Source organism: Spirosoma liriopis (assembly GCF_023196085.1).
GTDB lineage: Bacteria > Bacteroidota > Bacteroidia > Cytophagales > Spirosomataceae > Spirosoma > Spirosoma oryzicola.
The window spans coordinates 36,592-58,977 of the sequence record NZ_JALPRF010000013.1 but is presented as its reverse complement, the minus strand read 5'-3'; the positions used below and the strand labels follow the sequence as shown (position 1 = coordinate 58,977).

General features: G+C 52.9%; 17 protein-coding genes. 1 reads left to right on the top strand and 16 read right to left on the bottom strand.

From position 1 onward, the window contains the following. Positions 1-64 precede the first annotated feature (64 nt). The 7 genes from M0L20_RS29080 to M0L20_RS29050 all read right to left on the bottom strand — a co-directional run bounded on the left by M0L20_RS29080 (position 65) and on the right by M0L20_RS29050 (position 10,800). Positions 65-3,484 carry a TonB-dependent receptor gene (locus M0L20_RS29080; protein WP_232562076.1) on the bottom strand — a complete coding sequence of 1,140 codons (3,420 nt, stop codon included), beginning with the start codon at positions 3,482-3,484 and terminating at the stop codon, positions 65-67. 256 nt (positions 3,485-3,740) lie between these two features. Next, complete coding sequence (locus M0L20_RS29075; RefSeq protein ID WP_248480770.1) at positions 3,741-4,856, bottom strand: FecR family protein; 1,116 nt, start codon at positions 4,854-4,856, stop codon at positions 3,741-3,743. Positions 4,857-4,954: 98 nt separating this feature from the next. Continuing rightward, entirely contained in the window at positions 4,955-5,548 is a 594-nt protein-coding gene (locus M0L20_RS29070; RefSeq protein WP_248480769.1) for an RNA polymerase sigma factor, read from the bottom strand. A 256-nt stretch (positions 5,549-5,804) separates the two neighbouring features. After that, the gene (ggt, locus tag M0L20_RS29065; protein ID WP_248480768.1) at positions 5,805-7,550 is read right to left on the bottom strand and encodes a gamma-glutamyltransferase; all 1,746 of its coding nucleotides are present in this window, start codon (positions 7,548-7,550) and stop codon (positions 5,805-5,807) included. 76 nt (positions 7,551-7,626) lie between these two features. Beyond that, positions 7,627-8,484, bottom strand: a complete 858-nt coding sequence (locus M0L20_RS29060) for a sugar phosphate isomerase/epimerase family protein (RefSeq protein WP_248480767.1) — start codon at positions 8,482-8,484, stop codon at positions 7,627-7,629. A 151-nt stretch (positions 8,485-8,635) separates the two neighbouring features. Continuing rightward, positions 8,636-9,832, bottom strand: coding sequence for a glycine C-acetyltransferase (gene kbl / locus M0L20_RS29055; RefSeq protein ID WP_232562081.1), 1,197 nt, complete (start codon positions 9,830-9,832; stop codon positions 8,636-8,638). Positions 9,833-9,837: 5 nt separating this feature from the next. After that, on the bottom strand, positions 9,838-10,800 hold the full coding sequence (locus M0L20_RS29050) for an NAD-dependent epimerase/dehydratase family protein (protein WP_232562082.1): 963 nt from the start codon (positions 10,798-10,800) through the stop codon (positions 9,838-9,840). A 218-nt stretch (positions 10,801-11,018) separates the two neighbouring features. On the opposite strand from M0L20_RS29050, the gene M0L20_RS29045 reads away from it, so the two are divergent. Beyond that, complete coding sequence (locus tag M0L20_RS29045) at positions 11,019-11,483, top strand: Lrp/AsnC family transcriptional regulator (protein WP_232562083.1); 465 nt, start codon at positions 11,019-11,021, stop codon at positions 11,481-11,483. Between the two features lie 10 nt (positions 11,484-11,493). Here the strand turns inward: M0L20_RS29045 and M0L20_RS29040 are convergent, their stop codons facing one another. The 9 genes from M0L20_RS29040 to M0L20_RS29000 all read right to left on the bottom strand — a co-directional run bounded on the left by M0L20_RS29040 (position 11,494) and on the right by M0L20_RS29000 (position 22,360). After that, positions 11,494-12,519 (bottom strand): LacI family DNA-binding transcriptional regulator, encoded by a 1,026-nt coding sequence (locus tag M0L20_RS29040; RefSeq protein WP_232562084.1) that lies wholly within the window; start codon positions 12,517-12,519, stop codon positions 11,494-11,496. A 359-nt stretch (positions 12,520-12,878) separates the two neighbouring features. Beyond that, positions 12,879-15,164, bottom strand: a complete 2,286-nt coding sequence (locus tag M0L20_RS29035; RefSeq protein WP_248480766.1) for a family 20 glycosylhydrolase — start codon at positions 15,162-15,164, stop codon at positions 12,879-12,881. Positions 15,165-15,193: 29 nt separating this feature from the next. After that, positions 15,194-17,269: an alpha-L-fucosidase gene (locus tag M0L20_RS29030; RefSeq protein ID WP_248480765.1), complete on the bottom strand. Its 2,076-nt coding sequence runs from the start codon at positions 17,267-17,269 to the stop codon at positions 15,194-15,196. A 312-nt stretch (positions 17,270-17,581) separates the two neighbouring features. Next, positions 17,582-18,223: a histidine phosphatase family protein gene (locus tag M0L20_RS29025; RefSeq protein WP_232562088.1), complete on the bottom strand. Its 642-nt coding sequence runs from the start codon at positions 18,221-18,223 to the stop codon at positions 17,582-17,584. 43 nt (positions 18,224-18,266) lie between these two features. Next, entirely contained in the window at positions 18,267-19,049 is a 783-nt protein-coding gene (locus M0L20_RS29020) for an adenosylcobinamide-GDP ribazoletransferase (RefSeq protein WP_354004304.1), read from the bottom strand. Between the two features lie 50 nt (positions 19,050-19,099). Continuing rightward, on the bottom strand, positions 19,100-20,113 hold the full coding sequence (gene cobT / locus M0L20_RS29015) for a nicotinate-nucleotide--dimethylbenzimidazole phosphoribosyltransferase (protein WP_248480764.1): 1,014 nt from the start codon (positions 20,111-20,113) through the stop codon (positions 19,100-19,102). After that, positions 20,113-20,586, bottom strand: coding sequence for a nucleoside triphosphate pyrophosphohydrolase family protein (locus M0L20_RS29010; protein ID WP_232562090.1), 474 nt, complete (start codon positions 20,584-20,586; stop codon positions 20,113-20,115). The genes cobT and M0L20_RS29010 overlap by 1 nt, the downstream gene beginning before the upstream one ends. Positions 20,587-20,724: 138 nt before the next feature. Continuing rightward, positions 20,725-21,303, bottom strand: a complete 579-nt coding sequence (locus tag M0L20_RS29005; RefSeq protein ID WP_232562091.1) for a MarC family protein — start codon at positions 21,301-21,303, stop codon at positions 20,725-20,727. A gap of 25 nt (positions 21,304-21,328) precedes the next feature. Continuing rightward, a complete protein-coding gene (locus tag M0L20_RS29000) occupies positions 21,329-22,360 on the bottom strand; it encodes an aminotransferase class V-fold PLP-dependent enzyme (protein ID WP_248480762.1) in 1,032 nt (343 codons plus the stop codon). Positions 22,361-22,386: the final 26 nt, after the last annotated feature.

Sequence of the window (22,386 nt, the reverse complement as noted above, 5' to 3'; positions counted from 1 at the left end):
GAGTGATTGGGCGAATGAGGGTATAATGGGTACTCGTTCAGTCGCCCAATCACTCAGTCACGGATTAAAATGTGACATTAAGACCAGCTGTGTAGGTACGCGCTTGCGGATACACACCAAAGTCCCGACCGAAGCCAACCGACGAGAATGGGTCGGCGCTCACCTCTGGATCGTAGCCACTGTAGTTGGTAAACGTGAGCAGGTTCTGACCCGTCACGTACAACCGAACGCCACTGATTTTGGCCCGTTGCAGAAACTTATTGGGCAGATTGTACGCAACCGTCAGGTTTTTCAGCCGAACGTAGGTGCCATCTTCTATGAAGCGGGTCGAGAATCGGTTGTTCTGGTTGGGGTCGTACCGAACCGCCCGCGGAATAGTTGTATTGGTATTCGTTGGCGTCCAGCGATTCAGCACCGCCGTTGTCTGGTTGAGCGGGTCCGACATGCCTTCGATGGTTACCCGGTTCTGGTTGTAGATGTCGTTGCCGAAACTACCCTGGAAGAATAAGCTTAGTTCGAATCCTTTGTACGAGAAGTTGTTCGTGAAACCAGCGATGAAATCCGGGTTCGGATTACCGATGATCGTCCGGTCATTGGCGTCAATTCGTCCGTCGCCGTTCAGATCCGCAAAGCGAATATCACCCGGTTTTGGCTGACCCGGCTGCGTAGCGGCACTCGCAATTTCGTCCGTCGTCTGGAAAATGCTCTGCACCTGGTAGCCGAAGAAAGCACCCAGCGGAGCCCCTTTCTGCGTAATCGTGTAATCGCCGATGATGGTCCGGTCTACTTCCTGGCCCTGCTCGTTGCGGAGCGTACCGATGTCGATTACCTGGTTGCGGTTCAGCGAGAAGTTCAGGTTGCTCGACCAGGTAAAGCCATTGCCTTCGCTCTGGATATTCGTGCTGTTGATACCGATTTCAAACCCTTTGTTCTGAACGGTACCGATATTCTGAATGGTCTGCGGATTTTGGGCACCGGCATTGAACGGCAGGGGTACGCTGGTCAGCAGGTTCCGGGTTTGTTTTAGATAAGCGTCGAGCGTAACCGTCAGCCGATCTTTAAAGAAACCCGCGTCGATCCCTGCATTATATTGGTAGGTCGTTTCCCAACTCAGGGCGTTGTTGCCGATGCGATCAGGGGCAATACCGCCCGAAATACCGCTGGTACCGGCGTAGTTGTAGCCTGAGCCATAGGTGCTGAACCGGTCGTAAGCACCAATCTCCTGGTTACCGTTAGCCCCGAAGCTAGCCCGAATTTTCAGGTCATTGATGGCTTTGCCCTGCGGGAAGAATGGCTCACGCGATAAGCGCCAGCCCAGCGATAAGGCCGGGAAATAGCCAAAGCGATTGTTCGGCGCAAACCGGCTCGACCCATCGGCCCGTAAGCTCAGCGTAGCCAGATACCGTTCGTCGTAGTTGTAAATCGCCCGCGCAAACAAGCTGAACAAACCCCACTGGTCCTGGTAACTTGATGGGCGCGTAAACTGCGTTCCTGCCGACAGATACGGCACGGCATTGGACGGGAAACCGGTCACCGAAGCGCCCGACGTAAACCGATCCGACGCCTGTACCGACTGTCCCGCCAGTAAGGTCAGGTTGTGCTTGTCGCCGATGTTTGGGTCGTAGGTCAGCGTATTTTCCCACAGCCATATAAGCTGCTGGTTGGTTCCCGTACGGGCACTACCGCGCGTGGCTGGGCTGGCATTCTGCGTACCCGGATAGTTGCGGGAAATAAATTCGTTTTCGATCTGCGACCGGAAATCCAGTCCCAGCGAGCTTCTGAATGTCAGATTTTTCAAAACGTCGAACTCGCCGTACGCGTTGCCGATGACCTGGTAGATCACCGCGTTGTTCCGCGTTTCGAGCAGGTTACCCACCGGGTTGTCGAACTGCTGGAACGGGTTGATGCTGTAGGTGCCGTCGGCGTTGCGAATCGGAATGGTCGGTATCTGCGCCAGCGCGCCCAAGACCGTACCGGAGTTTCCAGCGCCTAATTCACTACGAACGCTACCGTTGGTGTTCGTCCGGCTCAGGTTTAGGCTCGTTCCCAATCGGAAACGCGTACTCATCTGCTGATCCAGGTTCAGTTTGAAGCTGTACCGGTCGAAGCCGGAGTTCTGGGCAATACCGTCCTGTTTGAAGTAGCCACCCGATACGTAATATTTCGTTTTGTCGGTACCACCACTCAGGCTGATCTGGTAGTTGCGGATAGCCGCCTGCCGATAGACGGCATCCTGCCAGTCGGTGTTGTACGGCAGCGAATCCAGGTTGGCAAACGAAGGCGACTGACCGGCTGCGGTTTGGGCATCGTTATAATACTCGGCAAACTGACGCGAGTTCAGCATGGGCAATTTTTTGCGAAGCTGCTGGATACCGTAATAGGCGCTGAAATTGACCTGCGCCTTGCCGGTTTTACCCCGCTTGGTCGTGATGACGACAACCCCGTTCGACGCGCGCAGTCCGTAAATGGCCGCAGCGGCTCCGTCTTTCAGCACGTCAATCGACTCAATATCGCTTGGGTTGATCGTGTTCAGCGGATTTGGGCGCTGGTTGCCGACACCGAGCTCGCGGTCGTAGGTTGGAAGAACGGGTACGCCGTCGATCACGTACAGGGGCGAGTTGGTCAGACTGACGGAGTTATTGCCCCGAATCCTGACGTTGATACCCGCGCCCGGCGCACCGGTAGGGGAGGTCACCTGAATACCGGGAGCCTGACCCTGAAGCGCCTGATCGAAACCCGCAACGGGCTGCCGCTCGATGGACTGGCTGTTTACCGACGTAACGGCGGTGGTTAGCTCCTGCCGACGCTGGGTACCGTAACCGACTACGACCACTTCAGAAAGCGATTTGACATCTGTTGCCAACGTTACGTTGAGCGTGGTTCGGTTATTAACCGGAACCTCTTGCCCGACGAACCCGACGAAGCTGAAAACTAGCACCGCGTTGTTGTCGGGGACAGTCAGCGTGAAGTTGCCGTTAACATCGGTAACGGTTCCGGTCGTAGTTCCTTTGATAACAACGCTTACACCGGGCAGCGCTTCGCCCGCATCACTGGTTACTTTCCCGGATACGGAGAGGGCGGCCCGTTCGACGTTTGGGCGTTGCTCGGGTGTTGTTGCGGCTACCGCACGCTTCAAAATAATTTGCTGACTCGATACTTCGTAATTGATCTGAAGGGGTTTCAGCAGATTGTCGAGGATCGTAGCCAGCGTTTGGTTCCGCATCGAAAAGCTTACCCGTCGGTCGGCCCGAATCAGCTCGGAGCTGTACAGAAAACGTACCTGAGCAGTTTTTTCTATCTGTTCCAGCACGCTTTCAACACTCTGGTTGGTGCACGTAATGTTAATTCGTCGATCAAGTAGTTCTTGTCCTTTACTATCGTGCGCCAGGGACATACCCGCAAATACGACGGCTATAATGAACTGAAAGAGACCAATTTGCATGATTTTAGAGACCTGCTCACGCAACTGTCGTTTATTTTTCATATTTTTTCACGCTTAATGTTAATTCTCTGGAATTGGCAACAAAGTTCCGTTAGCCTCGGCGAGGCCAATGTTTGGCGACATTGTACGGATGCACTACGGGTCGTCGGTGCTGCAACACCGGCGGCCTTTGTCATTGGGTGGTAATCAAGCTGTGGCGATTTATGTCATAGGTGGTTCTGGGTTTTATTGGTTGGTTTTTGAATCTAGTTAGTGATTGTAGCGCTGGTTGGCGAATAGGCGCTTACAAACCATGAACTCACTGGCATCCCTGACTCGTGATAATAATCTGACCGTCTACTACCTCGTAGCTGGATTCGGTTCCGGCACAGATCCATTCCAGTTTTTTGTAGAGCGATTCATCATCCAGCCGGGCGGTTAGGGTGCAGTTGGCCATCAGGGCTTCGTCAAAGACGATATCGACTCCGTAGGCCCGTTCCAGTGCTGCAAATACATCCGCAATGGGTGTTTGTTTAAAGACGAAAGCGGTAGTAAGGATTTGGTTGTCAACCCGAAGCGGTTGGGCTATCAAGGATCGAACCAGTCGCTTATCGACCCGCATCCACGTTGCCTGCTGATTCGGCATCAGAATCATACCGCCTAACTCCCGGCTTGTTTTCTGAATGCCCGCGTCTTTATCCGCCTGGGCAAAAACCGAAACCTTGCCCGTCCGGACGGTTACCGAAACGTTCTGGTCTTTCTCGTACGCTTTGACAAAAAAGCTGGTGCCTAATACTTTGGTGACTAGCTCGTTGGCGTAGACCAGAAACGGTTTTCCCGGATTTTTATGGATCTGGAAAAAAGCTTCGCCTGTCAGGTACACCTCACGCGTTTGGGTATTGAACTGCTTGGGGTAGCTGAGACGGCTGTTTTTGTACAGGACGATGGTACTTCCGTCGGAGAGAGTCACCTTTTTGGGCTGCGAGCCACTGTTCTCTACCTCCACAAGCGGCTGAGTAGCGCTTTCGAGTAAGTGTGCATAGGAGTTTGGGGTTGACGATTCTGGGTTTAACTGAGTCTGGTAGAGCCACAACAAACCAAGCAGCAAGGCTACCGAAGCCGCCATGTAATACCAGGTTGCACTGATCCGCCGGACAATCGGTGCGGTAGGTTCTTCGTTCCCCGGCATAGCTTGCGCCCGCTGAACCAACTGCGCTACTTTCTGATCAATATGCTCGTCAGAAAGCAGCAGTAGATTCCCCTTGATCGTCAGTAGCTGCTGACGAGCCTGTTGAATAGTCGCTTTTTGGGCTGGATGATCCGTTTGCCACTGTTCCCAATAGATGTCATCCTGCGGGAGCGGGTTAAAAACCCAACGCCGGAAAGCAACGTCTTCTAAAAAATCGTCAAACTCGAAGAATTGATAATCTTTCATTGAAAAAGGCAGTTAGGTGCCTCTACATAATGGATTATCCCTTTTCGGTGGCTTTATACTTACTTTTTTGTAAAATTATTTTTCCGCTTTTACAGCGTTCACATAAACAGGCTATAATACAGGAGCAGGAGGTAGGTCCAATGGTCGCGGAGCCGTTTGAGCGAGTTCTGGAGCAGGTTGGCAACGGACTGCGAATTGATGCCCATCGTTTGGGCGATCTGTTCGTACGTCAGGTTTTCGTAGTAACGCAGGTATAGGGCTTCTTGCTGGCGTTTCGACAGGTCGGCTACGCGGTTCTTTAATTGTTGCGTGGTTAGCTGCCAGTTTTCTTCACTGATCATTCGGTTTTCAACTCCCGTGTCGTCACTTACGTCGAGCCAACCCTGTAACGTTTCGTTTACGGGCAGGTGCTTTTGGTGGAGTTTGATGAAGTGATGCCGAAGTGTTTTTAGCAGGTAGAATTTAACAAACAGCGTGTCGTTCAGGTGAGCGCGATGTTCCCATAGCTTCAGGAAAATATCCTGAATCGAATCTTCGATTAACGTTGTGTCTTTGGTAAACTTCGTGGCGTAGTTAAAAAGCGTCTGGTAATACTTTTTTGCCAACTGACCCAACGCAACGGTATTACCTTCCCGAAACTGCTGCCATAACGCATGGTCATCGTCGGGTGAGAAACTAGGAGGAACAGACATGCAATCGGTAATCTAATGGGTCAGGCGAACACGCTTGTATCTATGGCAACACTTTTGGCTAAAAAAAGCTTCATTTTCTCCTACTAAATTCTACTGGATCAATCGAACGAACGATACCATCGGGTGTTGTTCGTGCATGGAATTGCGAAGACTCTAAAGTATCTGAGCTATCAGCAAAAGACTGTTAGACAAGAGAAGCGTGGCTTTTACCGTAAAGAAGAACCAAAACGATGATACAACTACTGCGTATAAACGGCTAATAGCCAGCGGCCTGCCCATCTTTGCGCATTTCGCTGGCACCCCAATAGATCCGGTTCAGACTATCCCACTGAATAGCCTGATAGCCACCAAAAAAATCGGTGTCGATCAGACGGTGTCCCCGGCGTTCCAACTCATCCCGAACGGTCTTGTCTATACCGCTTTCGAGCGCTAGCCGGCCCCCGTCTTTCATAACCGTTCCAATTGGTTCGCTACTACCCGAATGACTGAACCGGGCGGCATCCCCGGCTTCCTGCACGTTCATGCCAAAATCAATGATGTTGCAAAGCACCTGTGCATGTCCCTGGGGTTGCATGGCACCGCCCATGACGCCAAAGCTTAAAAACGGTTCTTTATTTTTGGTAACGAAACCCGGAATGATCGTGTTGAACGGGCGCTTACCAGGCGCGTAGTGGTTGGCATGATCGGGCTGCATGTTGAAGCTCGTGCCCCGGTTGTGAAAGACAAAGCCCAACCCGTCGGGTACCATGCCGCTCCCGAACTCAAGCATGTTGCTTTGAATCAGCGAGACGATATTTCCCTGATCGTCGGCTGCGGTCAAATACACCGTATCGCCCGCGCGCAAGGTCGGATCGTTGGCATCGATGCGCTCGGCAGCTTTCTTGGGGTCGATCAATTTGCGTCGACGAGCTGCGTAGTCTTTGTTCAGTAAAGCGGCTACGGGAATCTTTGAAAAGTCGGGATCGGCATAGTACCGCGCCCGGTCTTCGAAGGCTAACTTCTTGGCTTCAACCAACACATGTAGATAATCCGCGCTGTTGTGCCCCATGCTTTTTAGGTCAAAGCCTTCCAGGATGGTGAGCATCTGCAACACGGCAATCCCCTGACCGTTGGGCGGTAGCTCGTAGACATCGTAGCCCCGGTAGTTTACCGAAACCGGATCAATCCAGGTGCTTTTGTGATTAGCCAGATCGTCTTTGCGCAAGTATAATCCCGTTCGGCGGGCGTAATGGTCAATCGCTTCGGCCACTGTCCCTTTGTAAAAGCCATCCCGACCATTAGCGGCAATTTTTTCGTAGGTATTGGCTAAGTCTGGATTCCGAAATAACTGTCCTTCGACCGGCGCTTTTCCGTTGATCAGAAACGTTTTACGGAAATTCTCAAATTCAGAAACGACGGCCTGATTGTCGGCTAACCGACGAGCGGCAACCTGCCAGGAATACGCAATTACCTGGGGAACCGGAACGCCTTCGCGGGCGTAGCGAATGCTTGGGGCGAGTAAGGCGGCAACGGGTAATTTCCCGAAACGCTTGTGTAATTCAAACCAGCCATCGACCGCGCCGGGAACCGAAACCGACAAGGGACCGTAGAGTGGTATCTGCGTCTGCTTGCCCAGTAACCCTTTCAACGTCTCGTAAGACAATCCTTTTGGTGAACGTCCGCTTGCATTCAGGCCGTACAGTTTCCGGTCCTTCGCTGACCAGACAATGGCAAATAAATCGCCCCCAATGCCGCCGTTGTTCGGTTCGATAACGCCCAACGCAGCGTTGGCGGCAATGGCTGCGTCGATAGCGGTACCGCCTTGTTTCAGCACGTCTAGGCCGATCTGCGTAGCAAGCGGATGACTCGTTGCCACCATGCCATGCTTGCCCAGCACCGGACTACGGGTCGCGAAGTTAAGGCCACTAATGCGGTCGCCTTTGCCGGTAATGGGTTGGCCAAAAAGCGGACACGTAAACAGACTTATAAAAACGGTTAGATAACGGACACAACGAATGGTCATGGTTACAGGCTAAAAAGGCAACTTCCCGAAAGTTAGGTGCTTTCGGGAAGTTGAGAACTATACTACATCCGGGATGCTATTCGGTTAAACCTTTCAGATAGGCAATGCTTTGCCGAACCTGCGTATCCTCGTGGTTGCTTTCGTCTTCGATGAAATAATGCTTGATGCCAACTTTCTTAGCGGCCTTCAATACCGCTGGCATATCGATTTGGCCTTGTCCTAGCACTACGTCGTTTTCGGGAGGGGTACCACCACTCAGATCGCCTTTGATACCTTTTTTGAGGTCTTTCAGGTGCATTAGTTTCCAGCGGCTACCGTACTTGTTCAGCAGCTTGACCGGATCGGCTCCGCCGTGTGTAGCCCAGAGAATATCCATCTCAAACGATACGTATTCTGGCTTGGTGTTCTGAACGAGGTAGTCGAACAGAGTACCGTTCTGATAAGGACCGAACTCGTAACCGTGGTTGTGGTAGCAGAACGTCAGACCGTTGTCTTTCAGAATTTTGCCCACACGGTTGAAATCCTCAACGGCTTTCTTGGCGTTGTCGATGGTGAAGTTGTTTTTTTCGTGCGGTATCCAGGCGACCATGACGTACGAAGCACCCAATAGTTTGGCATTTTTGATAACGCTTTCCGGATCTTTCACGATCTGCTCATAGCCAGCGCCCGTTGCCGGAACCTTGATACCCCGTTCGTCGAGCATTTTCTTGAATTCTTCGGTGGTTACGCCTTTGGGAGCGCCCCCTTCCAGCTCGGTAAAGCCCAGGGCTTTGATGGTATCCAGCGTAGCGGTGACACTTTTAGGAAAATACGCCCGGTAGGTGTACGATTCGACGCCGAGGGGAAAGGTGTAGAGCGGCTTGCGGGATTGAGCACAGACGAAGCCAACCGAAGCCAGCAAAACGAGAAATGATGAATAACCTATTCTAAACATGATTGACTAAGTTGAGGCTATCCGGTTAAAGCTTTTTTAGGGTGACTACTACTTGTTTTCAGGCACGGCATTGCGCTAAAAAGGTGAGCCACCCCGACAGTCGGGGTGGCTCGTTCGTTAAAATAGAGGAGGTAGTAGGTATTATTGTTGGTTATGCTTCGGCAAGAACGCCCAGTTCCTGGCCTACTTTCGTAAACGCAGCTACCGCCCGTTCGAGATGCTCCGGTTCGTGACCCGCCGAAATCTGCACGCGAATCCGCGCTTTGCCGTTCGGGACTACCGGGTAGAAGAAACCAATGACGTAAATGCCTTCCTGCAACAGCCGAGCCGCAAATTCCTGCGCGAGTGGTGCGTCATACAGCATGATCGGCACAATAGGGTGTTCGCCGGGCAGAATGTCAAATCCGGCGGCTGTCATCGCTTCACGGAAGTAGCGCGTGTTGGCTTCCAGCTTATCGCGCAGGGCCGTCGAACCTTCTAGAATGTCGAGTACTTTAAGCGATGCGCCGACGATAGCCGGAGCTAATGTGTTGGAAAACAGATAAGGACGTGACCGCTGACGGAGTAGTTCGACAATTTCCTTACGCGCGGCTGTGAACCCACCCGACGCACCACCCAGGGCTTTGCCGTAGGTTCCGGTAATGATGTCGATGCGGCCCAGCACGTTCCGGTATTCGGGCGTTCCGCGACCAGTTTTGCCCATAAAGCCGCTGGCGTGGCATTCGTCAACCATCACCATCGCACCGTATTGATCGGCCAGATCACAGATTTTGTCCAGCTGAGCAATGGTGCCGTCCATCGAGAAGACGCCGTCGGTTACGATGAGCGTCCGGCGGGCCGACGAAGCCGCTTTTAGCTGCGCTTCCAGATCAGCCATGTCGTTGTGCTTGTAACGGAACCGCTTGGCTTTGCACAACCGGATACCGTCGATGATCGACGCGTGGTTTAGCTCGTCGGAGATAATGGCGTCTTCTTCGTTCAGCAACGGTTCGAATACGCCCCCGTTCGCATCAAAAGCCGCTGCGTACAGAATACAATCTTCGGCTCCAACGAACTCAGCGGTCCGGCGTTCCAGCTCTTTATGAATATCCTGTGTTCCACAGATAAATCGCACCGACGACATACCAAATCCGTGCGTGTCGAGGGTGTCGTGGGCAGCCGCCACCACGTCGGGTTGCGAAGACAAGCCCAGGTAGTTGTTGGCGCAGAAGTTCAGTACTTCCCGACCGTCGTGGATGGCGATCACCGACGACTGAGGGGAGACGATAATGCGTTCTGATTTATACAGACCGGCTTCTTTGATGGTATTCAGCTCCTGCTGAAGTTGTTCTTTGATCGTTCCGTACATGTTGTTTAATGGATTGAGACGAGCGGTTGGTAAACGGCTGTCAGGTTGGTAATCATGTCGTGCGTCATGCGGGCCAGATCGAAGGCGGGTTTCCAGCCCCAATCCTGCCGGGCCACCGAATCGTCGATGGTTTTCGGCCATGAGTCGGCAATGGCTTGCCGGAAATCAGGCTTGTAGCGCGTAACAAAATCCGGGAAGTACGTCTGGATGGCAGCTGTCAGCTCGGCGGGCGTAAAGCTCATACCCGCCAGATTGTACGAGGTCCGAACGCTGATTTGCGACTGGGGGGCTTCCATCAGTTCCAGCGTTGCCCGTAGCGCATCGTCCATGTAAATCATGGGCAACCGCGTATCGTCGGCCAGAAAGCACTCAAACGAATGTCCCTGAACGGCTTCGTGGAAAATAGATACCGCGTAATCGGTAGTACCACCGCCGGGCATAGACTGGTAGCTGATCACGCCGGGATAGCGCAACGAGCGAACATCCAGACCGTAGCGGTTGTGGTAATAAAGCGACCAGTTTTCAGTGGCTACTTTGCTGATACCGTACACCGTCGAGGGGTCCAGAAACGCGTTTTGTGGGGTTTCGTACTTAGGGGCGTGGTCGCCGAAAGCCGCTATCGAACTCGGAATAAATACCTTTTTTACCTTATGCAGCCGCGCTACTTCGAGCACGTTGAGGGCGGTCTGCATGTTTAAATTCCAGGCCCAGAGCGGGTCACTTTCCCCTTTGGCCGACAGTACAGCGGCTAGGTGATAAATCTGCGTTACCCGGTGCCGCCGAACCACTTCGGTCAGCGCATCGGGCTTCGTTGCGTCGAGTAATTCAAAGGGGCCGTGTTCAGACTGCGGTCTTCGTAAATCAGCCGCAATAACGTTGTTCAAACCAAACGAATCCTGTAACCGGGGCAGTAACGCCGTGCCGATCTGTCCGTTTGCGCCAATTACTAAAATAGTTTCTCGTTTCATCGTCAATGAATGCTAAGGAAACGTATGTAACAAGCGAAATAGTTGTTGATGAAGTGTCCGTTGATGAGGCAACTATTTCTTCTGCAAAGTTATATTTGCCGTTAATAAATAGATAGATCTTTGTAAAATCCGTTATTATTATGGTATATGGTAATAAAACCAGTTATATTTACGGGTGTAGATAGGGGACAATTACACTCAATAGAAAAATTTTCGGCATGGAATTAATCGACGAAACCGATAAGAAGTTACTACGGCTATTACAGAAGGACGCGAAGCTGACAACAAAGGAATTGGCTGCGCAACTGGGCCTTACTTTGTCGCCGGTTTACGAGCGGATCAAGCGTCTGGAAGGGCTTGGTTTTATCAAACAGTACGTCGCTGTGCTGGACAAAGGGCTGTTGGGTCAGCCCATAACAACGTTCTGTCAGGTGTCGATGCGTTACCACGACAAAGCGTTCATTGACAAATTTGAAGAGGAAGTGCAGAAGCTGGAGGAGGTACAGGAGTGCTACCACATGGCCGGCCAGGTGGACTTTTTGCTCAAAATCCACGTTGGTAGCCTGAACGAATACCACGATTTTGTAAAGTACAAACTGTCGCAGATTGAAAATATCGGTGTGCTCAACAGTACGTTTGTCTTAAAGGAAATCAAGCACAATCTAGGCTATTTTATCCCTTAGACGTGAAGCGTTAGCCGCGCATTGACGATGCGCGTACAATCAATTGCGTTTCCATAATTTTTGTTTCTTTGACCACCGGCATATCGTCCGAGGCATCTAACTGATTAATCAGCAGACGCACCGTTTCGGAACCCATCTCCTGAATGGGCTGGCTGATGCTGCTGAGCGCGGGCGAAAAGAAAGCCGAAACCGGCTCGTTGTTGAAGCTAACAACGGCCACATCCTGCGGAATGCGCAGTCCTTTCTGATTCATGGCGTACATGGCTGGAAACGCGACCCGGTCACTGATCATAACGACACCATCGGGGGGCTGGGGTAGGCTCATCAGCGTCAATGTTTGCATGATCGTGTTTTCGTGCGTGTAATCGCAGTGCACAACGTACTGATCGCCGACGCTTAGTCCGTGTTTGGCCAGCGCTTCCCGGTAGCCAGCCACCCGCTGATTGCTGAGCAGCAGCTGAGGAGGCCCCGCCAGAAACCCGATACGCCGACAGCCGTTTTCGATCAAATGCTCCGTCGCTTTAAAGGCCGCAGCCTGGTTATCAACGATTACTTTAGACGCGTCGATGCTTTCGGCGTGGCGGTCGAAAAGCACCAGCGGAATATGTTTACGGGCCAGCCGTTCGACATGTTCGTAGTTGTCGGTATCGCGCGACAGGGAGATGATAAAGCCTTCGACCTGACTACGCATCAGGTTCTGAATGTTGGTAATCTCCCGTAAATACGATTCGTTCGTTTGGCAAACCAACACGCTGTAACCCGCCTGCAACGCCGATTCTTCGATGCTGTTGAGCATGGCCGAAAAAAAATAATAACTCAGGTTCGGCACGATAACGCCGATGGTCCGGGTGCGGCTTTTCGCCAGATTTTTCGCCAATTGATTCGGCTGATAGTCCAGTTCCTCGGCCAGACGCATCACCGCACTCCGGGTATTCGGATGAATCTCAGGCATTCCCCGTAAGGCGCGGGAAACGGTCGAGACCGAAATGTTGAGCGATCGGGCAATGTCCTTAATGGTGACGGGCGTGTTTTTCACAAGGGTAGCTAGAACGAGTGACGCAATCTAAAAAAAATTGCAAAGCAGATAAGACAACGACCTGCTCGGTCTATAAAGTTTATCGCTGTAACGTAGCGAGGGCCACCCGCGTGGTATCGGCGTGTCCGTGGTGTCGGTTTCTCAAAACCGACACAAATTGCTGACGCCAAGAGTCGGTTTTGAGAAACCGACACCACGACCAAAAAGCGTCTTTGTTTGTCCATCATTTGTCACACCGGGGGCAGTCATGACGTTTTAGAAAGCAATTTAATTCGGTCGGGAAACAAAACAGGCTAGCCCAATCCGTTGAGCCAGCCTGCTACTTACTTAAACTGCTGCGTTTACAGCGAAGAACGTTATCAATGCGAAAACCAGCTATCGGGAATGTCCATCGGCTCGCTACCGTTCAGGCTGTATTTGAGCTTGAGCGTAAAGCCGCCACCGCCTTCGATAAAGTCCGCTGCGAAAGGATGAGCACCCTGTTGTAAGGCGACCTGACCGCTTTTTTCGATAGGCGCGTGATTCCCGTCGTTGTCAACCACCAGCCGGTCGGCAATGCGCAGAACACCGCCGTCGTCGCAGGTGTAGAAAAAGCTGTAAACACCTGTTTGGGGTACCGTCAAATACCCGCGAAACTGAATACCAAAACTCGGTGCGTTGACCGATTTAGGCACGACAAGGTTATGAATGATGAACGTGCTGTCGGTGGTTTGTCCGTTCATGCCTTTCGTATTGCGGAACGCTTTTTTGTAGTAACTGGCCTGCAAACCCGCTTGTGGATTCGCGGCTGTAACCGGCGTAGCGTACGACTGTTGCTGATACCGCAGTGAGTAAACGTCTCCCTGCACGCCTGATGGCGTAAACGCAGCTACCTTGACCGTCTGTGGCTGGGTAATATCCAGGCTGGCCGGCAGCTCGGGGGAGTTGCGTTGGGGCTGACTGCCATCCGTCGTGTAGCGCAACGCGTAACTTGCTAACGGCTTTTTGATGCGCAGCGTAGCCTTGTCAACGAAGACGTTTTCTTCGGTAAAGCCGGTCAGATCGGGCAGGCGGTATTTGATACCCATCTGTTCCATCCGTAGAAAGTGCGACAGTAACCGTTGCTGGTACGATGCGTAGTCCGGGTGATTAGTCCAAACCACTTCCGAGAGCGCCGTCATGCGGGGCATGCTCATGTAATCGACGCGGTTTTCGGTTGGGATGTATTCGGTCCAGATGTTGGCTTGTCCACCGATAAACTGGTTCACCTGATTAGCGGGTACACCCTGTGGCACGATGGCCAGATTATACACGTTCTCGACGGATTGAATCCCCGGCGGATTGTCGAAATAAAGCGTACTAACAGGCGTCATAACAACCGTATTGCCATTCTGAGCGGCTTTCTGGGGGGCATCTTTCACCCAGCTACGCCAGTACATAACCGCCGTAGACGGCTTGAGGCCGCCTTCGAGTGCGTCGTCCCACACCATGAGTTTCTTGCCCTTCGACTGGACAAATTTTTCGATCCGGTGGACAAAGTAGCTTTGTAGTTCTTCGACGTTTTTGATGCCTTCCCGCTTCATCAACTCCTGACAGGCGGGTGATTGCGCCCAAGTCGTTTTTTCTACCTCGTCGGCACCGATGTGCACGTACTGGCTCGGGAACAAGGCAATAATTTCGCTTAGTACGGCTTCCGTAAATGCATACGTGGGTTCGTTGCAGGGGCAAATGGGAACCGAAAACGTTTTACCCCAGCCTTCCTGTCCGGTACAGCTCAGAGATGGGTACGCTTTAATAGCGGCTGTCAGGTGGCCGGGCATGTCAATTTCTGGGATGATCTCGATATGCCGGGCGGCTGCGTACCTGATCAGTTCACGCATCTGGTCCTGCGTATAAAAACCACCGTACTGCGTTTTGCCGTTCTGCTGCCGGATAAACTGCTTGGGTAAATCGAAATCAGGATTGGTAGGGGCCCGTTTCAGGACCACCGAATCCTGGTTGTTGAACGTGCGCCAGGCCCCTTCGCTCGTCAGTTTAGGGTATTTTTTAATCTCGATGCGCCAGCCCTGATCGTCGGTCAAGTGGAGGTGAAACTTATTGAACTTGTAAAGAGCCAGCCGATCAACGAATTTATGCAGGTAATCCATTGAGAAAAAATGCCGCGAAACATCAAGGTGCATACCCCGCCAGGCGTAAGCAGGCTGGTCCTGAATTTGCACCGCCGGAAGCGTCAGTGACGGAACCGGCTTCGCCATCTTCTGTTCGATGCTAATCGGCAATAATTGACGGATGGTCTGAACGGCCCGAAACATACCAACCGGTTGAGCCGCTTTCAGGGTTACCTGCTGCGGGGTAATGGTCAGGCTATAGCCTTCGGCCTGGGTGATCGCCGGGTCGTGCTGAAGGATGATTTTGGTGCCGTTGCCGCGCGGGCTGAGCGATTTTCCTAGACTCGGTTGCAGGAGTTGGCCGAGCTGGTCCGCTTCGTTACGGAACCGGCTATCCTGAACGATCAGCGCGGTTTGAGCGGTGATCGTAAACTCACCCTGCGCGGGGGTAAGCGATGTTGGGTAGGGAATGAGTGGGTAACGTTGCTGCTGAGTCTGCGCCCACACCAGCAACGGTGTGAGCAGGCTCAACAATACCGACAAATAGATTCGATTCATTGGAACAGATAATGGAAGAAAAGAGCACTTTACCGGGTCAGAACACCCAGTTCGGCAATAGAAACTGTGGTATCGTTGGCCCCCGTCGTTTCGAGCGCGTCGAATTTCAGGTAACGGCCCGTTTGCGGCTGATCAAACCGTATCGTCTGTTTGACCGGATTGTTATTAATGTTGCTGAATGCGCCCTGGCTGACCGGAGCCGACCACGTCTGACCGTCCTGACTGACCGAAACGGCGTAGCGGTACACAATGCCGTCTTTTTTACCATCCTGACGGGGTACGTACGTAAACCCACGCAACGGCAAGGACTCACCTAGATCCAGTACCACCGAAGCTGGTGTTTCACCGGTTTTCCGCTGTTGCCAGAAACTTGCGGGGTTACCATCGATTAGCCGATCCGTTGTTTTGCCAGAAGCTGAACCACCCGCTGAAACAACGTTCCATTTCGCCGAACTAATGTCAAACTCAGTCGTAACGGGGCTGCTGGCTCGTTTCATGTTGTCCACGAAAGCGCGGGCTTTTACGGTGCCACCCGTAGGCATCGCAAAGGGCTGGCTAAAGCGCGGACTCTGGGCGGTAGGCTCCGATCCGTCGGTGGTGTACGTAATGACCGGGTCAGTCGTTCGGGGGCAGGCAATGGTGACCATCCCGTCTTTGCTCCGGCTGATAACGGGGGTTACAATCAGTTCGGGAGCGTTGTATACTTCGACGTTGCTGATCAGCGGATTCGCTTTCGCTTCGTCAATGCTTATCTGTAGTTTACTCGTCGTCACGGCTGGGAATCGTAGAATGCGCCGGTTGCCGATAGTCGTTCCCTGCGCAATGGTTTGATACTTGCCATTCTGCCAGGCCGCCACCGAGAATTTCTTCACGCGCTGCCCCAGCGCAATGTATTCTTCGATAAGCAGTCGGTTGAGCGTGGTCGGCTTGCCCAGATCGATGTCGAGGGTAGCCTGGGTGGTGCCGTTCGCTGCGGCCCAGTAGGTATCCCGGCTTTTGTCCAGCACGTTGCTGGCCGCAAACGTCGATGCTTTGCCGAACAAGCTGCTGGCGGTTATTTTCTTACCACCCGCCAGGTTATTCGATGCTTTATCGGTGTAGGCCTTCAGCTCCATCAGCCGTTTGGTGTCATTTTCGTGAACCAGTCCCCGCCGGTCTACGGGCAGGTTGAGCAGCCAGTTGCCGTTGCGGCCAATGGAGCTGTAATAAATATCGACCAGATGTTCCAGCGACTTTACCTTGTCATCTTCATTAGCGTGGTAGTACCAGCCCGGACGGATCGAGCAATTGACTTCGGTGGGTACCCAGTCGGTTCCATCTTCGTGACCCGGTGTCAGCTCCCAGTAGTTGGGATAACCGGGGTATACTTTGGAGCGGTTGAGTGTGGCCCAGTTGGTTTCGCCCGCGTAGCCATCCTCGTTGCCCACCCAGCGAATGTCGGGGCCCGCGTCGCTAAAAATAACGGCGTTGGGCTGGAACTGTCGAACGGTAGCCACAAAACCCGGCCAGTCGTAAACCTGCTTTTTGCCGTTAGGACCTTCGCCGTTGGCCCCATCAAACCACACCTCAAACACGTCGCCGTATTGGGTCAGTACTTCCTGAAGCGTCTTTTTAAAGATCTCGTTGTATTCGGGTGTTCCATAGGCGGGGTGGTTGCGGTCCCAGGGGGAAAGGTAAACGCCGAATTTAAGGCCATACTCCTTACAGGCTGCCGACAAATCTTTCAATACGTCGCCCTTACCATCGCGCCAGGGGCTGTTCTTAACCGAATGTTCAGTGTATTTCGAAGGCCACAGGCAAAAGCCATCGTGGTGTTTGGCCGTGATGATGATGCCTTCCATACCCGCTTCCTTCGCCACACGCGCCCACTGCCGACAGTCGAGCTGGGTAGGGTTGAACATGGCTGGTTTTTCGGTGCCGTGTCCCCATTCTTCATTGGAGAACGTGTTCATGTTGAAATGGACGAAGGCGTAGTATTTCATCCGGTGCCAGGCCAACTGACGGGCCGACGGAACCGCACCGTACGGAGCGGGTGTCTGAGCAGTTGCCTGGTGAACGAAAAGCCCTAAAACAGCTGCCCAAAGGAAAAAACGCTGATGGATCATTATGGAGTACGAATGGGAATGGACTGGTTACCCAGCGAAATTACTTACCGAAATTCCGGTTTAAGGACGAAGATACGCTGTTTGTCGTTACGGCGGGGTACCCTGATCCGCTTGGAACTCTTGTTCAGTTGTTACTGAAGCTTTTTGTGATGTCGATTTTTCCGTGGTATCGGCGGGGCCGCCCGCGTGGTGTCGGTTTCTCAAAACCGACACGGATTGCTGACGCCAAGGGTCGGTTTTGAGAACCGTGCGGGCGGCCCCGCCGACATCACGCACCTGACGACATCACGGACACGACGACATCATAAGCGCTTAGCGATTGATGTACTGAATCGTGTACGATGACTCGGTGATGGTCAGTTTGGTAACCGCGCCGTAATCCAGGTTGATGCGGTAAGCATTTTGAAGGGATAAATCCAGAAACAGACAAAGCAAAGCCCGAATCACCCCGCCGTGGGAGACAACAAATACGGGCTGTGTGGGTTGGGTTTGCGCTAATGGCAGGACCATAGTGCGCCAGAAATCACCCACGCGTTCGAAGACATCGTTGAAGTTTTCGCCATTCGGGGTTTTGATGTTTACGAAATCAGCCATCCACGGATCGAGCGCGGCCCGGCCAATGTCAGCCCAGGGAATCATTTCCCAATCGCCGAAAAAGAACTCCTTTAGTCGGTCGTCCAATTGTACCAGGGGCGGGTGTGCGTCTACCACGGCGGTCTGACCGGGAGCGGTTTCGATCTGGCTGCCGTGCGCAAACGTAGCGGCCAGATCGGTAGCGAGCTGCTGACAACGACGCAACGGCGACGAAAAGATAGCCATCGGATCGTCGGGTAAGTGCTTGATTAAGCGGTCGCGCTGTTCTTCGTACGTATCGGCCAGTTCAACGTCCGACTGCCCATAGGCAACACTTCGCCCGACGGCTACTTCGGTATGACGAATCAGATAAACATCCATGATGACAAGGGATAAAGGGTTTTTTGGGTGAGTCGGCTAGTGATTAAACCGAAATCCACAATAACGATACAAACGACAGATAAACAACCACTTCCGTAAGCTGCTGCGTAGCGCCCAGACAGTCGCCCGTGTAGCCGCCAAGCCACTTGTTGAAAAACCACACGAGCCGCCAGCGTATGAGCACCAGCGGAATCAGAAACAGCAGATAAATCCAGAGGGTCGTGTAGAGGACGAGCGCCATCAAGGGTAAGAGCCCAAACAACGTAGCCAAGGCCAGTTGACCCGTTGTAATACCCTGCGCAATGGGCTTCGCTTTCGCGTCGAGGTCTTCGCGGGCGTAGGGTAGCGCACGAATCACGGTTGTGGCTGTTAGGCGGCTCAGGCTGTGAGCTGATATATATTTAAGGACAACCGTCCAGCCAAACGGTTCAACGCTCAGCATCGATTGGAGCGCAAAGAATTTAACCGCCAGCAACAAGCCTAAGCCAATGGTTCCGTACGTTCCCAGGCGGCTGTCTTTCATGATCGACAGAATTTTTTCTTTTGTCCAGCCACCGCCGAAACCGTCGCAGACATCCGCAAATCCATCTTCGTGAAAAGCACCTGTTACCCATACCGTTGCGATCATGCTGAACAGCACAGGTAGGTAGGCCGGTGGAAATAGCACCGTGCCGAGCCAGTATACGCCAACCCCAATACCGCCCACCAGCCAGCCGATAAGCGGGAGAAACATCGTTGCCCGATTGAGTGCCTCCGCCGAGTGATCGATGGACTTTGGCACCGGCAGCCGGGTGTAGAACATAAGGGCGGTAAAGAAGAGTCGCACGCTGTTTGGGAATTTATCGTTTCTGATTCGCAGGCTTTCTCGGTCTGGATTTAGGTCAGGATGTCCATTGTTGCCATGTCGTTGAGCATCGCAACAGCGGCCTGAACGATCGGGTAAGCGAGCGCGCAGCCGGTTCCTTCGCCCAGCCGCAGGTCGAGCGAAAGTAAGGGTTTGGCTTCCAGGAAGTAAAGCATTTGTTTATGCCCCGTCTCGTCGGACTGGTGGCAGAAAATGCAGTGCTGACGTACCGACGGATTCAGTGCATTGGCGACCAGTAAAGCGGCTGTGGCAATGAACCCATCGACCAGAATAACCATGCCGTTCTCGGCCGCCTGTAGCATCCCGCCGACCATAGCCGCTATTTCCAGACCGCCCATCGCCGTTAAAACAGCCATTGGTTCCGTCTGATCGGCGTGTCGGGTGGCGACCTCCTGTAAGATAGCCAGTTTGCGGGCTAGTCCTTCGTCGGTCAGGCCCGTGCCGCGTCCGACGCACTGGTCCAGCGGGAGCCCCGTTAAGCGATGCATCAGCAAAGCGGCTGGTGAGGTATTGCCAATGCCCATTTCGCCGAAGCCAATCACATTGCAACCCCGGTACTGAACCCCGTTGACCAGCGTTTTCCCCGCGTCAATGGCGGCTTCGCACTCGTCGGTGGTCATGGCGGGTTCGTAGCGCATGTTGCGCGTGCCGGGCCGGATCTTGTATTTGACGAAGCTTTCGGTATTCTCTTCGAACGAGCCGTTGACGCCTACATCACAGACGAGCAATTGCAGCCCGTTCTGGCGACAGAAGACGTTAATGGCTGCTCCGCCCGCAATAAAATTTTTAACCATGCCGTAGGTGATATCGGCAGGGTAGGCACTAACGCCTTCTGCCGCCAGGCCGTGGTCACCCGCAAAAACAAGCAGGTGCGGATTTGTCAATACGGGCGTTTCGGTCTGTTGGATCAGGGCAATCTGAAGCGCTAATTCTTCCAGACGTCCCAAAGCACCGAGGGGTTTGGTTTTATAGTCGATACGCCGACGAACAGTTGTTTCGAGCGTTGATGAAGCAGGGGTAAGCATTACGATTGGCTGTTAAGCACCGTTTCTAAATCGGCGGGCGAGTAGTTGATGCTTTTAAGGGTTTTGTGGTCGGCATCCCGGTACACCAGAAACTTTCCGTCAGACTCGATGAAGTGGCAGGGAACGCCCTTGTCCTGATACTGGGCTACCGTTGCTTCCGCTTCTTCGACGGTCAGGCAGGCTTTGCTCATGTTGGATCGTTGTACTTCATCGAACAGGGCTTTGAATTTATCACCCAGGCCAAATTCGAGAACCGCCCCCGACAGTACGTATTGCAGATCGCAAAGCGCATCGGCTACCGCCACAATGTCGTTAGCGGCAATAGCATCCCGAAATTCGTCCAGTTCTTCGGCCAGCAACGCCACGCGCAGTTGACAACGGCCTTCGGACGGGATCTGTGGGGTATCGAGTACGGGCGCATGAAACGTGCGGTGAAATTCCGCAACCTGGGTAAGTGAGTCAGGTGAGTGCATTCTAAACAGTGATTACGTTGATGAACGGATTACAATGATGTCATCAAACGATGATTAATAAATTAGTTTATTGTGGGATTATGCGTTGACAGCGCGTTTGAAACGATACGATCGCTAACTGACGAGCTAAGCAGTGGTCTAGAAATCGGCGATCAGGTTGGTTTTAAACAGCTTGATGGCGATGGCTAGCAGGATAATACCGAATATTTTACGAATAACGGCCAACCCGCCCGATCCTAAACGCGTTTCAAGCCAGCCCGATGATTTTAGAACGACGTAAATCAATATCAGATTCAACAAGATACCGATGATGATGTTGATGGTCTGATACTCAGCGCGAAGCGAGATGATGGTCGTCAACGTACCGGCTCCGGCAATCAGCGGGAAAGCGATCGGGACGATGTGCGTTGCTCCGCCTGTGCTGGCTTCGTCTGGTTTGAAAATCGTTCGGCCCAGAATCATTTCCAGACCAATCAGGAAAATAATCAGCGCGCCCGCTACGGCGAACGAAGCCACATCGACACCGAAGAGTTTGAGGATGCGTTCGCCGACGAAAAGAAATGAGATCATGAGCACGCCCGACACCACGGTTGCCTGCTCCGACTCAATCTTGCCGACTTTTTTGCGCAGATCAATAATCACGGGCAGGGAGCCAATGACATCGATAACCGAGAATAAAATAAGGGTAACCGAAGCGATTTCTTTCAGGTTGAACATAATCGTATGCTGTCATTCTACTTGCTTAGGCCCGAAACGACAAAAGGAATTGTTGTAAGGTTTCAATCTCGCCATCGGTAATGGCCGGAAAGTTGGCGATCCGAAACGTTGTCGTTTTCCAATCGCCGTAGCCGTTGCCGAGCATGATGCCCGCCTGTTGAGCCGCTTGCTTGACCGCTTTGATATCTGCTTCGGAGCCTTCAACGGCGATCACCGTATCGGAACGCTCCGCCGGATTGGTAACCAGCAATCGGAACGGTGATGCGGTCATTTCCTGCTCAAAAAAAGCGTACCAGGCCGCAGCTCGTTTTTTGGTGATAGCATCGACCTGTGCGATGGGCGGCACTTGCTGCAAAACCCGCATGAGCAGGTAAATACCGAGGCCGTTGGGCGTGTAAGGCGTCTGGAACTTGGAAAAATTTTCGTGGATAAACAGCAGGCTGTTGTAATGATCGTTTTCGCCGATTTCCTGTGCCCGCCGGAGCGCTGCCGGTGAATAGATCAGCACCGCCAGTCCGGCGGGTAGACCGAAGCATTTCTGAACCGACGCAAACCACACATCGGCCAGCGTCCAGTCGAATGAGATACCCGCCATCGACGAAACGGCATCGACCGCAATCAGGGCTGATCCTTCCGTGCCGGAAAAATCACGCCGAAACTGGGCGAGCGTTTCCATGCTGATCTGCGTACCGTTTGACGTTTCATTTTGTACCAGACACAACACATCAGCCTGATTAAGCGCGACGGGTGGCTTGATGCGGTACGCGTACTCCGCCCATTTTTTGCCGAAAGCACCGCCATAAGGATGCAGACTGGCCTGTTCCGTTAACGATTGCGCTACAATTTCCCAGCATTCCGTAGCAGATGATACAAACGCAATGTGGTAATCGGCGGGGATGGCGAGTTTTTCGTGCAGCAGTTGAACCGCATCCTGCACGATCGTCATGAAACCGGGGCTGCGGTGATTGAGACTAACAATGCCTTCGCGCACGGCATCGACCGCGTAGTCGGCTACCTGCGGGTACACTTTCGATGGTCCGGGATAAAACGTAATCATGGCCGTGAGCAGCTGTCAGCCAGCCG

What these genes read in the sequence shown, in the direction of transcription:
- M0L20_RS29070 (WP_248480769.1), bottom strand. Translation starts at nt 5,548, where the DNA reads ATGTCTGTTCCTCCTAGTTTCTCACCCGACGATGACCATGCGTTATGG.
- M0L20_RS29050 (WP_232562082.1), bottom strand. Translation starts at nt 10,800, where the DNA reads ATGAAACGAGAAACTATTTTAGTAATTGGCGCAAACGGACAGATCGGC.
- M0L20_RS29005 (WP_232562091.1), bottom strand. Translation starts at nt 21,303, where the DNA reads ATGTTCAACCTGAAAGAAATCGCTTCGGTTACCCTTATTTTATTCTCG.
- ggt (WP_248480768.1), bottom strand. Translation starts at nt 7,550, where the DNA reads ATGACCATTCGTTGTGTCCGTTATCTAACCGTTTTTATAAGTCTGTTT.
- M0L20_RS29010 (WP_232562090.1), bottom strand. Translation starts at nt 20,586, where the DNA reads ATGCACTCACCTGACTCACTTACCCAGGTTGCGGAATTTCACCGCACG.
- M0L20_RS29025 (WP_232562088.1), bottom strand. Translation starts at nt 18,223, where the DNA reads ATGGATGTTTATCTGATTCGTCATACCGAAGTAGCCGTCGGGCGAAGT.
- kbl (WP_232562081.1), bottom strand. Translation starts at nt 9,832, where the DNA reads ATGTACGGAACGATCAAAGAACAACTTCAGCAGGAGCTGAATACCATC.
- M0L20_RS29035 (WP_248480766.1), bottom strand. Translation starts at nt 15,164, where the DNA reads ATGAATCGAATCTATTTGTCGGTATTGTTGAGCCTGCTCACACCGTTG.
- M0L20_RS29080 (WP_232562076.1), bottom strand. Translation starts at nt 3,484, where the DNA reads ATGAAAAATAAACGACAGTTGCGTGAGCAGGTCTCTAAAATCATGCAA.
- M0L20_RS29060 (WP_248480767.1), bottom strand. Translation starts at nt 8,484, where the DNA reads ATGTTTAGAATAGGTTATTCATCATTTCTCGTTTTGCTGGCTTCGGTT.
- M0L20_RS29000 (WP_248480762.1), bottom strand. Translation starts at nt 22,360, where the DNA reads ATGATTACGTTTTATCCCGGACCATCGAAAGTGTACCCGCAGGTAGCC.
- M0L20_RS29075 (WP_248480770.1), bottom strand. Translation starts at nt 4,856, where the DNA reads ATGAAAGATTATCAATTCTTCGAGTTTGACGATTTTTTAGAAGACGTT.
- cobT (WP_248480764.1), bottom strand. Translation starts at nt 20,113, where the DNA reads ATGCTTACCCCTGCTTCATCAACGCTCGAAACAACTGTTCGTCGGCGT.
- M0L20_RS29045 (WP_232562083.1), top strand. Translation starts at nt 11,019, where the DNA reads ATGGAATTAATCGACGAAACCGATAAGAAGTTACTACGGCTATTACAG.
- M0L20_RS29030 (WP_248480765.1), bottom strand. Translation starts at nt 17,269, where the DNA reads ATGATCCATCAGCGTTTTTTCCTTTGGGCAGCTGTTTTAGGGCTTTTC.